The sequence below is a fragment of the Hwanghaeella grinnelliae genome, assembly GCF_004005845.1.
In the GTDB taxonomy this organism is placed as follows: Bacteria; Pseudomonadota; Alphaproteobacteria; order UBA8366; family Aestuariispiraceae; genus Hwanghaeella; species Hwanghaeella grinnelliae.
On the sequence record NZ_SADE01000004.1, the window covers coordinates 15,103 to 28,762 of the forward strand.

The 13,660-nt window shown below is 57.5% G+C and carries 12 protein-coding genes; 9 read left to right on the plus strand and 3 right to left on the minus strand.

Annotation, left to right across the window (positions count from 1 at the left end; all coding sequences use genetic code 11):
* Positions 1–89: 89 nt before the first annotated feature.
* From EOI86_RS20935 to EOI86_RS20960, 6 genes are all read left to right on the plus strand, one after another.
* Positions 90–1,526 (plus strand): DegQ family serine endoprotease, encoded by a 1,437-nt coding sequence (locus EOI86_RS20935; RefSeq protein ID WP_127767657.1) that lies wholly within the window; start codon positions 90–92, stop codon positions 1,524–1,526.
* A 1-nt stretch (position 1,527) separates the two neighbouring features.
* The gene (locus EOI86_RS20940) at positions 1,528–2,856 is read left to right on the plus strand and encodes a replication-associated recombination protein A (RefSeq protein ID WP_127767658.1); all 1,329 of its coding nucleotides are present in this window, start codon (positions 1,528–1,530) and stop codon (positions 2,854–2,856) included.
* 238 nt (positions 2,857–3,094) lie between these two features.
* Positions 3,095–3,952 (plus strand): phosphonate ABC transporter ATP-binding protein, encoded by an 858-nt coding sequence (gene phnC, locus EOI86_RS20945; protein WP_127767659.1) that lies wholly within the window; start codon positions 3,095–3,097, stop codon positions 3,950–3,952.
* A gap of 77 nt (positions 3,953–4,029) precedes the next feature.
* Positions 4,030–5,049: a phosphonate ABC transporter substrate-binding protein gene (phnD, locus tag EOI86_RS20950; RefSeq protein ID WP_127767660.1), complete on the plus strand. Its 1,020-nt coding sequence runs from the start codon at positions 4,030–4,032 to the stop codon at positions 5,047–5,049.
* Between the two features lie 82 nt (positions 5,050–5,131).
* Entirely contained in the window at positions 5,132–5,965 is an 834-nt protein-coding gene (gene phnE / locus EOI86_RS20955) for a phosphonate ABC transporter, permease protein PhnE (protein ID WP_127767661.1), read from the plus strand.
* Between the two features lie 53 nt (positions 5,966–6,018).
* A complete protein-coding gene (locus tag EOI86_RS20960) occupies positions 6,019–7,629 on the plus strand; it encodes a sensor histidine kinase (protein WP_127767662.1) in 1,611 nt (536 codons plus the stop codon).
* A gap of 29 nt (positions 7,630–7,658) precedes the next feature.
* On the opposite strand, the gene EOI86_RS20965 is transcribed toward EOI86_RS20960, so the two are convergent.
* Positions 7,659–8,120 (minus strand): GNAT family N-acetyltransferase, encoded by a 462-nt coding sequence (locus tag EOI86_RS20965; RefSeq protein WP_127767663.1) that lies wholly within the window; start codon positions 8,118–8,120, stop codon positions 7,659–7,661.
* 41 nt (positions 8,121–8,161) lie between these two features.
* Complete coding sequence (locus tag EOI86_RS20970; RefSeq protein WP_127767664.1) at positions 8,162–9,403, minus strand: hypothetical protein; 1,242 nt, start codon at positions 9,401–9,403, stop codon at positions 8,162–8,164.
* A 222-nt stretch (positions 9,404–9,625) separates the two neighbouring features.
* Between EOI86_RS20970 and dgcN the strand changes: the two genes are divergently transcribed.
* From dgcN to EOI86_RS20985, 3 genes are read left to right on the plus strand one after another with little or no spacing between them, the layout of a single operon-like run.
* Positions 9,626–10,621 (plus strand): N-acetyltransferase DgcN, encoded by a 996-nt coding sequence (dgcN, locus tag EOI86_RS20975; RefSeq protein WP_127767665.1) that lies wholly within the window; start codon positions 9,626–9,628, stop codon positions 10,619–10,621.
* 6 nt (positions 10,622–10,627) lie between these two features.
* A complete protein-coding gene (dgcA, locus tag EOI86_RS20980) occupies positions 10,628–11,611 on the plus strand; it encodes an N-acetyl-D-Glu racemase DgcA (RefSeq protein WP_127767666.1) in 984 nt (327 codons plus the stop codon).
* 31 nt (positions 11,612–11,642) lie between these two features.
* Positions 11,643–12,470, plus strand: coding sequence for a hypothetical protein (locus tag EOI86_RS20985; RefSeq protein ID WP_127767667.1), 828 nt, complete (start codon positions 11,643–11,645; stop codon positions 12,468–12,470).
* Here EOI86_RS20985 and EOI86_RS20990 read toward each other — a convergent pair whose 3' ends face one another.
* On the minus strand, positions 12,471–13,649 hold the full coding sequence (locus tag EOI86_RS20990; protein ID WP_127767668.1) for an aminotransferase class V-fold PLP-dependent enzyme: 1,179 nt from the start codon (positions 13,647–13,649) through the stop codon (positions 12,471–12,473). It lies immediately after the preceding gene.
* Positions 13,650–13,660: the final 11 nt, after the last annotated feature.

Below are 13,660 nucleotides of genomic sequence, written 5' to 3' on the forward strand. Positions count from 1 at the left end.
ATGATTGCTATTTCCAACAGGGGCAGGTGGTTGTCGCATGCCATGTGCCCCAGCTTTCAACTCCAAACCCTCGTCGCTAGGATGCGCGCATGACTATGCCAAAGAAAAAAACTGTCCGTTTCTCCATCGTAACGCGCATGGCGCTCGCCATGACACTGATGGTTGGGTTGAGCGCCGCCGCAATGGCGAAGGAAGTGCCGGAAAATGAGCAGGAGATAACCCTGTCATTTGCACCGATCGTCCGCGCAACTTCACCTGCGGTGGTCAATATTTATACCAGCAAGGTGGTTCGGCAGCGCGGGAACCGGTTATTCGACGATCCGTTCTTCCAGCGGTTTTTTGGCGATAGTTTCCCGTTTTCGATTGGACCAAGCCGTGACCGGGTTGAGAACTCCCTTGGCTCGGGCGTCATCCTGCGGAACGACGGGATTGTCGTGACCAACCACCACGTCATTGGCGGCGCTGATGAGATCAAAGTGGTGTTGACGGACAAGCGGGAATTCAGCGCGGATATTCTGTTAAGCGATGAACGGACGGATATCGCGGTTTTGCAATTGAAAGACCCCAAGGGTGATCTGCCGGTAATTGAGTTTGGCGATTCGGACGACCTCGAAGTCGGTGATCTTGTTCTCGCCATTGGGAACCCGTTCGGGGTCGGTCAAACGGTAACGAGCGGCATTGTATCCGGCTTGGCGCGGACATCTGTCGGCATCACCGATTTTCGCTCTTTCATTCAGACGGACGCGGCGATCAACCCGGGGAATTCCGGTGGCGCGCTTGTCGACATCAAAGGGCGTCTGGTCGGGATTAATACTGCGATATTTTCCAAATCGGGCGGGTCTCAGGGAATAGGCTTCGCTGTTCCGGCGAACATGGTGCGCCGTGTCGTGGGCAGCGCGATTGCGGGTGAGCCGCTGATTCGTCCCTGGCTCGGGTTTTCCGGTCGGGATGTCGATGCGGAGATATCGGAGGCCATGGGCCTTGAAACACCGGGCGGTGTGATTGTTGAAAATGTCCATCCGACAGGGCCTGCTGACGACGCCGGTCTGGAGAGAGGCGATATCATTATTGAGGTTGAAGGCCGGCCGGTGGATGACGGGCAAGGGCTTCGGTTCTATTTTGCGACGCGGGAATTGGGCGGAACGGTATCCATAACCGCGTTGCGGGACGGAAAGCCGGTGAACATGGAATTTGCGCTCATGGCGCCCCCGGAAGTTCCGCCGCGCGACCGCACGGATATCGTCGGTAACTTCCCCATTTCGGGCATTCGAGTGGTCAATCTTTCGCCGCGTGTCGCAGATGAAATGGGCATTCCGACCGATTTGACGGGCGTAATCGTCGAAGGTGTGCAACGAGGGTCGGTCGCTCATCGCGCTGGTATCAGGCCGTTGGACATCATAACCGAGGTCAATGGGGAAGAAATCACGCTCGTCTCTGCGCTTGTGAAGATCGTAGAAGATAGTCCGCCGGAATGGCTTGTCGTCTTGAACCGCCAAGGCGAGCGGCTGGTTTTGGAGGTCCGCTGACGTGGCGCGCAAGCCGGCCTCTTCCGGCGACGGGCCCGGGCTTTTCGGCGATCTGGCGCCGCGTCCCTTGGCGGATCGATTGCGTCCGAAGTCGTTGGACGAGGTCGTGGGCCAAGATCACCTGCTTGGACCGGAAGGCCCGCTACGCCGCATGGTTGATCAGGGCCGATTGACGTCGGTCATTCTTTGGGGCGGTCCGGGTTGCGGCAAGACGACCATCGCGCGCCTTCTGGCCGATTTTACCGATTTGGCGTTTGAACCGCTTTCTGCGGTTTTCTCCGGGGTTGCCGATCTGCGTCAGGTATTCGAGCGGGCGCGGGAGCGCCGGGTCGGCGGGCAGGGGACGTTGTTGTTCGTTGACGAAATCCACCGTTTCAACCGGGCGCAGCAGGACGGCTTTCTTCCCTATGTCGAGGACGGCACGGTGGTCCTTGTCGGGGCGACGACGGAAAATCCGAGTTTCGAATTGAATGCGGCGTTGCTGTCCCGGTGTCAGGTCTTTGTCCTGAACCGCCTGGATTCGACGGCTCTTGCGGACCTGTTAGCGCGTGCCGAGTCGGAGGAAGGGCGTGCTCTTCCGTTGGATGACGATGCACGTGCAGCTGTTATTGCCATGGCCGATGGGGACGGGCGCTACCTGTTGAACATGGCCGAGGCGCTGTTCAATACCGGGCTGTCGAAAAAAATGACGTCCGAAGAGCTGCTGAACGTCGTGCAGCGCCGTATGCCTGTCTACGACAAAGGGCAGGAAAGCCACTACAACCTGATCAGTGCGCTTCATAAATCGCTGCGTGGGTCCGATTGCGATGCGGCGCTCTACTGGTTCGGCCGGATGCTCGCCGGGGGGGAGGATCCTCTTTATATTGCCCGGCGTCTTGTCCGATTCGCCTATGAGGATATCGGTCTTGCAGATCCAAATGCCGCTGTCCAGGCCTTGGCCGGATGGGATACCTATGAACGTCTGGGGTCTCCGGAAGGCGATTTGGCCTTGGTGCAGGTCGTCATCTATTTGGCGACGGCGCCGAAATCCAACGCTGCCTACAAGGCATTCAGCGCCGCAAAACGGGTCGCGAAGGAAACCGGCTCGCTGGCCCCGCCGAAACATATCCTGAATGCGCCGACCAAGCTGATGAAGGATATCGGCTACGGTGACGGATATGCCTACGACCATGACCAGCCGGACGGGTTCTCCGGTCAGGATTATTTTCCGGACCAGATGGCACGCCAGCAACTATACAACCCGGTCGAACGCGGTTTCGAGCGGGAGATCCGCAAGCGCCTCGAGTATTGGAACAAGTTGCGGCGGGAGCGGTCCCGGGACGACGATTGATGGCATCGTACCGATTGAAATCGGCGGGTCGGCAATAACCCGACCTTTTCCAACATTCATCTGCATCGAAACAAATTCGTAATGTCCTGGTAACCGACGGGTCACCTCCGGCGTGTATCCGAATATTTGTCGATCCGCCACGACCCAAATTCGTGGTGGGGACGCCGTCTAAGTCGGGAAGCGGTCGGTAGAACCGCATCAGGCATGGACGGCCGGTCTTTCAGGTATCGGGGTCAACATGCCGAACATTGTCGAGGTCAAGTCCGTCAATAAACGGTTCGGACGCGGTCCGGTCGTATTAAACGATATCAATCTGGCGATTGAGGAAGGCGAAATGGTCGCCCTGATCGGTGCGTCCGGCTCGGGAAAGTCGACCTTGATCAGGACCATATGCGGCCTTGAAACCGCCGACACCGGCGTCGGCAGAATATCGCTGTTCGGCCAAGTCACCCAGTCCGGCGGCAAACGGTTGCCGGCCCAACGCCAGTTGCGCTCGCAAGTCGGTGTGATTTTTCAACAATTCAATCTGGTGACGCGCTTGTCGCTGCTGACCAATGTCCTGGTCGGACGGCTTGGTCGTATTCCCAAGTGGCGCGGCCTGCTGGGATTGTTTCCCCGCAGCGACCGTATCACGGCGCTGAAGGCGCTGGAGCGCGTCGGGATGGCCGATAAGGCCCGCCAACGGGCATCGACGCTCTCTGGCGGCCAACAGCAGCGTGGGGCCATCGCGCGGGCGCTGACGCAGGAAGCGCGGTTGATTCTGGCGGACGAACCGATTGCATCGCTCGATCCCGCTTCCGCCGAGCGCGTCATGGAAACCCTAGGGACGATCAACAAGGAAGATGGCGTGACGGTTATCGTCTCGCTGCACCAGATCGATCATGCGTTCAAACATTGCGACAGAATAATCGCGTTGAAAGACGGCGCTGTTGCCTATGACGGCACGACCGAGGGCATCAGCCCCGAAAACATTGCCAACCTTTACGGCGTCGAGGGGTTGGACCTCGTCAAGGACGCCCGCCCGAAAGACGGCGACGGCGCCAGCGCCGAAGGGCATGCCCCCAGTTACCTGAAACCCGTTGCCGTGGCTTCCTGACCCCAATGACGGGGCTGAAGCTGCGACGCTGAGTAACCGTGCAATTGCATCCACACATCAAAGGGAGTGTACGTATCATGTTCAAGAAACTCGTTGCCGCGGCCGGTATCGCCGTGGCCGGCATGGCGGCCGCCACCGCGCATGCCGAAGATATGCCGAAACAACTGAATTTCGGCATTATCTCCACCGAATCCAGTTCCGCCCTGGAATCCAGCTTCGGCCCGTTCCTGGAGGATATGTCCAAGTCCCTCGGCGTCACGGTCAAACCGTTTTTCGCCAGTGACTATGCGGGCGTCATCGAAGGTATGCGTTTCGGTAAGGTCGACGTTGCCTGGTTCGGCAACAAGTCGGCCATTCAGGCCGTTGACCGCGCCGGCGGCGAAGTCTTCGCCCAGACGATCAAGGATGACGGTTCCAAGGGCTATTACTCGCTGCTCATTACGCATAAGGACAGCGGCATCAACAGCTTGGAAGACGTCTTGAAATGCGACAAGACGTTGACCTTCGGCAACGGTGATCCGAACTCCACCTCCGGTTTCGCGATCCCCGGGTATTATGTCTGGGCGCTGAACAACAAGACGCCGGAAGAGTGCTTCAGCCGCGTCGTTAATTCGAACCATGAAGGCAACGCGCTGGCCGTCGCCAACCAGAAGGTCGATGTCGCGACGAACAACACCGAGTCGATTTACGCGCGCCTCGCCAAGTCCAATCCGGAAGCGGCCGCGAATATCAAGGAAATCTGGCGCTCGCCGATGATCCCGTCCGATCCGATCGTGTGGCGCAAGGACCTCTCCAAGGTCGCCAAGGAGAAGATCTACTACTTCTTCATGCAATATGGCCGCTTCGGCGACGTCGAAAAGGTCAAGCGAGAGCGTGAGATCCTGGCGAATGTTTCCGATGGTTGGGGACCGTTTTTGGCGTCCTCGAACGCACAATTGTTGGATGTCCGTCAGATTGAAGCTTTCAAGGCGAAGTTGAAGGCGCAGAACAACGACAAGCTCTCCGACGATGAAAAGAAAGCCGCGATTAAAGCGGCCGAAAAGGAACTGAAGGAACTTCAGTCCTACGCGAAGATCGTCGGCCCGGCCGGATACTAAGCCGAACGAGCAAAGCGGGGGCCCCTTTGTGGGGCCCCTGTTCCGTTTCCAATTGTCCATTTGTTTTGAATGCGGTGACCCTATGACCACGACCGAAATCGATCGATCCGCTGCCGCTGGCATTTCACCGGTCATTCAGGATCAGTTGAAGCCCGACATTAAAGGGTTTCTTGTGAAGCTCGGTCTGGTGAGCGTGATTGCCGCGCTTTTGGGTGTCTCCTACCATCCGGCGGAGGTCAATAACTGGACCTTCCTGATCAGCGATGCCGGCAATATGGCGACGTTCATCGCGGAATTCCTGCAGCCGAACTTCATCGATATCGATGTGTATCTTTGGAAGATGCTGGAAACGGTCCAGATCGCCCTTTGGGGCACTTTCCTGTCGATACTGTTCGGGATCCCCTGCGCTCTCTTGTGTTCCAGCAATATTTCTCCTGTTTGGATCGTTCAGCCCATGCGGCGAATGATGGATGCCTGCCGCGCGATCAATGAGCTTGTTTTCGCCATCCTGTTTGTCGCCGCAGTCGGCTTGGGGCCATTCGCCGGCGTTATGGCGCTTTTCATCCACAATCTCGGGATCATCTCAAAACTGTTTTCGGAGGCGGTTGAGTCAATCGACACCCGCCCGGTGGAAGGAATCCGGTCGACGGGCGCCACACGGCTTCAGGAAATCGTCTATGGCGTTATCCCGCAGGTCTTGCCGCTTTGGTCCAGTTTCTCGCTCTACAGGTTCGAAACGCTGGTTCGGTCGGCCACGGTCCTGGGCATTGTGGGGGCTGGGGGGATTGGTTTCACCTTCTACGAATCCTTCCGCAGTTTCCAATACGACAAGGCGGGTGCCATCATCCTGGTCGTTGTGATCGTGGTTTCCCTGATCGACATCCTGTCTGCCCGTTTGCGAAAGGCACTAGTCTAAAACTAACCTCTTGTATAGGCTGCTTAATCTAGCCCTATACAGGGGGGGATTGCGTGTCACGGCGCGAAAATCGCGGACAGACGGAAACAGAGTCGGATAACGGGGGGGTGGTATCAGGCACGCCCGTTGCCGAGGCTGCCCTTTTCCGTGTTGTCAGATCGGGCGACGCCGCGACATTGACGTGGGCTAGTGCGGCGTTTTGCAGCCTGACAGGGCTGGATCCAAACACTCTTCCCGTTTCCCTGGAACAATGGCTGGAAACCTACGTTCATCCGGACGACCGCTCGGCGGCGACGGCAAGTATCGAGGCTGTCTCAAAGCGAAAGGGCGCACGTAAGGAATACCGGGTCCGGTCCCCGTCGGAGAACCGAGAGGGCAATTGGTTCTGGCTCAGAGAAGAACTGCTGCTTCGAGATCACGATCCGAAAAAATGCGAATGCCTGTATATGGTCTCCGACGTGACCTATGAGCGGAATTTGCAGGACGAACTACGAGCGGCGAAAGACGATCTGGAGCAAACGGTTGCACTCAACAACATCGAGATTGCTCAGACATCGCTGCAATACCTGGAACTGATTGACAGTTCGGTCCAGGGGATTTTCGTCCATGACGGAGAGATGATCGGCTATGCGAACGGCGCGCTTGCGACGATGCTAGGCTATTCCGGTGCTAAGGACCTGATCGGTGTCGGCAAAATTTGGGATTTGTTCGCTGCCGACGAAGTTGCACGCATGAAGTCCTACCGCGACAACCGAGTGAAGGGGGATCCGGTCCCTAATACCTATCAGTGCCAGATGATGCGTCGGGACGGGTCCACCATGTGGGCGGAGGTTCGCGTGTCTCTGCCGCGGTGGAAAGGTAAAACCGGATATCTCGGCCTCGTCATCGATATTTCCGAAAGACGGGCAAGCGAAGAGGCAATGATGACGGCGCGCCGCGAGGCCGAGCGTGCCAACAAGCTGAAATCCGACTTTCTTGCCAAAATGAGTCACGAGTTGCGGACGCCGTTGAACGCGATCATCGGGTTTTCTCAGTCACTCGGTACGCAAGGGCTGGACGTCCTGACGCAAGACCGTTTGATGGAATACACGGGATACATTCAGGACGGTGCGGAACACCTTCTGCACATCGTGAACGAGATTTTGGACCTGTCGAAGATCGAAGCGGGTCGGTACGAACTGGAAGAAGGGCCTGTCAGTCTGCGGGACGTAATTCTACGTGCTCGGGAAATGGTATCCGGCTTGGCTCAAGCGCGAAACGTAACTGTGCTGACTTCGGGTTTGGATGACAGTGAGGTCAAGGCCTATGCGGATGAACGGGCGTTGCTGCAAGTCGTCCTGAACCTGCTCAGCAATGCCGTGAAATATGGCCGGGCGGGGTGTGAGGTGAATGTCGTTGTGACCGACCCCGACGCGGAAGATGGTATCTCGATCGTTATTTCGGACGCTGGCGACGGAATTCCCCCTGAACGCATGGATTTCATACTGACCCCCTTCGGCAGGTTGGGGAACAACGACGCCTATAAGTCGGGTGGCACCGGGCTGGGACTGCCGATCGTGAAGTCCCTCATCGATATGCATGGGGGCACTTTCGATATCGATTCCACTGTTGGGGTCGGAACGACGGTAACCGTAAAGCTGCCCGCTGCGCGTCGTTTGCTTTGAATGGCGAGGACGGCGCTCTGCCATAGACGTCAAAGCACCATCTTCATCCCGATATGGGAGGCGGTGAAACCAAGATCTTCATAGAACCTTGCAGCGTCTTTCCGGGCCGCGTTGGTCGCCAACTGCGCCAGATGACAGTTTCGGCGGCGGGCTTCATCGATCGCCCATTCGAACATTTTCCGACCGTAGCCGTTTCCTCGAAATTGCTTTGCGACCCTAACGGACTCGATCTGGGCACGTGACCGGCCCTTGAAGCTGATGGAAGGGATGATTGTGAACTGCATCATCGCCATCACTTTGCCGTCGATTTCGCCGACAATGATGTCGTTGTACGGATCCGCCGCGATGGCCGTGAAAGCGTCCGTATATGCTTGGTTCAGCGGCAGGCTGTCATCCTCCCGCGCCTGTCCCAGGATATCGTCCGCTAGCATGGCGACAAGCGCTTCCAAGTCGTCTTCAGCGGCTGTCCTGATCAACATTGTCGGTGGCATGATAGATGGTTTCCGTCAGAAGGGCGTGCAGGCGTCGGTGGTCATTGAACATACCGTGCCAGGCGCGCGAATGCACGGGCACGATCGAGCGGGTCGGAAATGGTTGCCGCGATTGCCAGGGCACGTTCCTGACGCTGTTCTGCCTTTGCCTCGTCAAACGTTAAAACGAAGACTTGGCGAAGACGGGATGCTATTTCCGAGAAAGATGCTTCGGCACGCTCTTGAATTTCCGGGGCGAGGTCGTTCGACCCGACATTTGCTAGTCGCCAATAGGCATCCGCGCGGAAGTGCGGTTGATCGATCCGTGCGGCGGATGCGATCGCCCTCTGCGTTTCGGCCAGGCCACCTTTGAAATAAGCGACCCGCGCGACATGGGTGAGGCTCGCTTCGTAGCGTGCGAATGACCGTGCATAGTTGAGGCTGATATTCTCGATCAATGCCTCGCTTATCTCCAACGCTTGGTCGGCAAGGGCCGCTTCGCCCGCGTCAAAAGCCTTTCGTCCGAAACGAGCCCATGCGACGGCTTTGTACCGGTCTTCCGGAATGGCTTTGATTTGCCGTTGGGCGGCTTTCCAATCAGAAACAGCCGCATAAGGTACCCAGTTGGCCTGTTTGTCGTCGTGGACGCCGGTCAAGATCCTCGTCGCCGGATCCGAATTCTTTTGGCCCTGTGTGGCTGACCCGACTGTCTCTCCGAGCAAGCGCAAGGCAGTACGGGGGTCTTCCATCAAGGCAAGGACATCGTATACCCGGCCTACGTCACCAGTTTCGTAATAGCCGGCGGCCACTGTGCTCAAGGCCCAATCCCGCCGCCCTTCATCCGGAACTCGGTAGGCATGGGCCAAGGCCTCCTGCAACAGACAGGCGGGTGACGGCGCGGCCACACAATCGTTCAAGGCGGTTCTTAGGGGTTGCGGCGTTTCCCTGTTCCGCCGTGCGTCCCGAAATTCAGTGATCGAGGCCAAGACGCGCTCTGCTTCGATGCGTCCCATCCTTTTCGATTTTTTCAAGGACTGGAGGGCATCCTCCAACTGCTTCTCGGAACCGTTGGAAAGGCTACTTTCCTCTTGAATCAGTGGCTGAACGGCGGCGATTCTTTCCTGGCCGGAGGCTTTGGCCGCCTGAGGCGCAAGAACCGCGATAGCGGTGAGGAGGGGCAAGAATAGCGCCCGCGGGTCATAGAAACAGGCCCGCGCAATCGCCCGGGGAATCACTCGGGAGAGCGAATGTTTGACGAGCGCCGGGAACTTCTGTCCCCCCACCGGCACCGGGAATGCATCCATATCCGCAACCAAAAACAATCAATTTGGGAGATTCTGCCTGATTTGCCTGAGAACTCAAAGACAAACGCCATTTGTCGGGGGGGTAGCGAAGCTTCAGGCAGGTAATAAGCAGCTTCGGATAGCCATTCCGCTTGTATATGCTTCCATTCGGGCAGTATCGTGCGCCGCGTTACCGCTCCAATTCAGAAGCGGGTCGGAATTCTAGTTAAAGGGGGCCAATTCATGGCGATTGAACATCCATACCTGATGTTCCTGGGTGATGCAGCGGACCAATTGGCGGCGAAGGTAGCCAATGGCGTTAGAATGTGGCGACCGGAATGGTGTGTCGGCCAATTCAGGCTGCCGGGTTGCAACGCTGATCTCGGCTTGCCGGACATGACCATTGAGGAAGCGGCAGCGGCCGGCGTCAAGACGATCATCGTCGGCGTTGCGAACCGGGGCGGCATCATTCCCGATTCATGGGTCGAAAGCCTCGTACGCGGCGTGGAATTGGGCATGGATGTGGCGAGTGGCCTCCATAACAAGGTCACCGAAGTTCCGGCAATTGCCGATGCGGCGAAAGCGAATGGCCGGAAACTCTTCGATGTACGTCATCCGACCCGTTCTTTCGACGTTGCCAAGGGCACCAAACGTCCGGGAAAACGTCTGCTGGCCGTCGGCACGGATTGCTCTGTGGGCAAAATGTTCGCCGCACTGGCTGTAGAACGGGAAATGCTGGCGCGCGGTATGAAAGCGACCTTCCGGGCGACTGGCCAAACAGGTATCTTCATTGCTGGCGACGGTGTATCCGTGGACGCGGTTGTGGCCGACTTTATTTCGGGGGCCACCGAATGGCTTTGCCCGGCGAACGACGAAGATCACTGGGATGTGGTCGAAGGGCAGGGCAGTCTGTTTCACGCATCCTTTGCAGGTGTCAGCATGGGACTGCTGCACGGTTCGCAGGCGGATGCGCTTGTCATGTGCCACGAACCGACCCGCACGCATATGCGCGGCCTTCCGGACTTCCCGATACCCGATTTGAAAGAGTGCATTGCTTTGAATGAGCAATGTGGACGTTTGACCAATCCGGCTTGCAAAGTTGTCGGCGTATCGGTCAACACGGTGGCCTTGGGCGATGCCGAAGCCAAAGATGTTCTGGCGAAAATCGCCGACGAAACCGGTCTGCCGACCACGGATACGTTCCGCTACGGGGCCGGTCCAATCGTCGACGTGTTGTAAGCCGCCATGGTGTTGCTTAAATCGGTTTGTCATGAGAGTTGGCCGCTTGCTGCGGCCTTCTCCATCTCGCGGGGAACCAAAACGTCCGCCGAGGTCGTCGTGGTTGAACTGACGGAAGGTGACTTCCGCGGGCGTGGTGAGTGCGTTCCTTATCCCCGATATGGGGAATCCGTTGAAAGCGTCATGGCGCAGATCGAGTCCATCCGTAACGATCTTGCCAATGGGATGGATCGTATCGCACTTCAGGACGTTATGCCGGCAGGCGCTGCCCGCTGTGCTTTGGATGGCGCCTTCTGGGATTTAGAGGCAAAACGCTCCGGCCGTCGCGCATGGCAATTGGCGGGAGAGGCTGAGCCCGGAACGGTAACAACCGTATATACGATTAGCCTGGATACCCCCGAAAAGATGGGGGCTTCGGCCAAGACAAATGCCGCCCGGCCCCTGATGAAGTTGAAGCTGACCGGTGAAGGGGACTTGGATCGGGTGGCTGCGGTTCGGGAGAACGCGCCGAATACTGAACTTGTCGTTGATGCGAATGAGGGATGGTCGCCGGATATGGTCGAACCGTTCTCGGCCGAATTGGCGGCATTGGGTGTGACGATGATTGAGCAACCTTTGCCTGCCGCGGACGACGCAGTTTTGGCGTCTCTTGCTCATCCGATCCCGATATGCGCCGATGAATCCGTTCATACGCGCGAAGGGTTGGCGGCGTTGGCTGACCGGTACGATATGATCAATATCAAACTGGATAAGACCGGCGGACTGACGGAAGGGTTGGCGCTGAAACGGGAAGCGGAAGCAGCGGGCCTTGGTATCATGGTCGGCTGTATGGTGGGAACATCCCTTTCCATGGCGCCTGCTGTGCTTCTGGGACAAGGGGCGGCCGTGGTCGATTTGGACGGTCCCCTGCTGTTGGCGAAAGACAGGCCGGATGGTTTGACGTTCAATGGCAGCGTGGTCTCCCCGCCGGCATCCTCCCTTTGGGGGTGACCTGTCTCATTCAGGTAGGATTGTGACGTTAATGACCGATGTGCAACACGATCCCGATGAACCGCATGGCCTGGCCATGCTCCAGACGGTTCGGTGGTCGATCGGGTTTGTGTTTCACAATTTCGGATCCCTTCTGAAAGTTTCAGTTACGCCTTTCATTTTGACGGTGTTCCTGACGAACGCGCAGAAGATGATCGAACTGTTCGGCATTGCTGATCTGAAAGGGTGGGGCGAACCGCTATTCACTGTTCTGATCCTGGCGGTTTTGGTGCCGCAGGCAACTGCTTGGCACCGTTTCGCCCTGCTTCCAGACCAGAAGCTGCGGTGGTGTCAGTTCGTTTTCGGCAAACGGGAAGTGTGGTTCTTCGCGATCAGTCTGGCCGGTTACCTGGTATCGGTCCTTGTGGGTTTGGCTGCCGCGACATTGATTGCGCCGATCCCGGATATCGGCATAGCGGTTCAGATTTTGTCGATTCTGTTCGTAATGTGGATCATGGCGCGCTGCGTGTTGTTCCTGCCTGCGGCGTCGATTGGTTCGCCTGTGGGGTTCAGGGAGCATCTGAAGATGACCAGAGGTATCGCGGGGCGGATCATCGGGGTGTATCTGGTCGCGGTCATTTTGATGACGATCTTCGGTATGAGCTTTACCGCTTTGAGTGAAATCGCGGTCAGGCTGTCCATCGGTTTGCCGGAACTGGTACCGGTTATCGCCGAAACCTTGCCGCGTGCATTTTTCAACTTGCTCGCTGTCGGGGTTTCGATCTCGATCCTATCGTCGATCTATAAACAAATTTTGGCCAGCGAGCATGTAAGCACTGCGTCTCCGCAACCGGACGCGCCCGGCGACGGCGGTTCCTAATCAGTCCAACGCGCGGACGGCGGCGGCCAATTGGTCCAGTTCGTCCTCTGTATTGAAATAGTGGACCGAGGCCCTGACCAGCACGTCCACATCGGCAGCAGCCAGGTCTTCCCGGGTCAGTTGCCGGCTGGAGGCCGAAACATTTATCTTCCGTTCCGCCAAATCGGATTTGATCCTGTTCGGATCGACGCCTGCCTTGGAAAAGGTCACGATCCCGCATTGCTTCTGGCCTGTATCCCAGACCGTGACGTTGGGAATGCGGGCAAGCAGGTCGCGCAGGGACTGCGATAAAGCCTGAATGCGTTCCCACGTTTCGGAAATACCCATTTCGTAGCCATAGTCCAAGGCAACACCCAAGCCGATCTTGCCGGCGAAATAGCATTCCCAATTCTCGAACCGTCGCGCGTCGCTGCGGATTTCGATGTCGTCGACCGTCGTCCAGGTCGCCGCATGATTGTCCAGGAAGGGTGGTTCCAGCTTTTCGATCCAAGCTTTGCGGACCCATAGGAACCCGGTTCCGCGCGGCCCCCTGATATATTTGCGGCCTGTGGTGGATAGCATATCGCAGCCAATGGCATTCACGTCGACCGGCATTTGACCGACCGATTGGCATGCATCCACCAGATACGGAATGCCATACCTGTTCGCGATCGCACCGACTTTTTCAACGGGATTGATTAGGCCGCCATTGGTCGGGATATGGGTCAGACTGATCAGGCGCGTTCGGTCCGTGATCAAGTTTTCCAGTGCGGCGACGTCCACTTGTCCGGTTTCATCGTCTGGCGCCATGTCGACTATTGCGCCGTATCGCCGGGCGACTTGAATGTAGGAGATCATGTTGGAGCTGTAATCGGCGCGGGATGTCAGGATTCTATCACCGGGACGCCAATCGAAAGCATAGAACGCCATGTCCCAAGCACGGGTAGCATTTTCAATGAAGGCTATTTCTTCCCGTTGACCGCCGACCGCGCGGGCGGCCGCATCGTAAAACCGCTCTAGCAATGCATTGTTATGCGCCTTCGCTTCGTATCCGCCGATATCGCATTCCAGTTGGAGGTGGTCCAACACGGCCTGATGAACCGGTTGCGGCATTAGGGAGGCGCCGGCGTTGTTCAGATGAATCAAACCCTGCGCACAGGCCGGTGTGTCCAGACGAGCCGCTGAGACTGAAAAAGACATGGATATCTCCC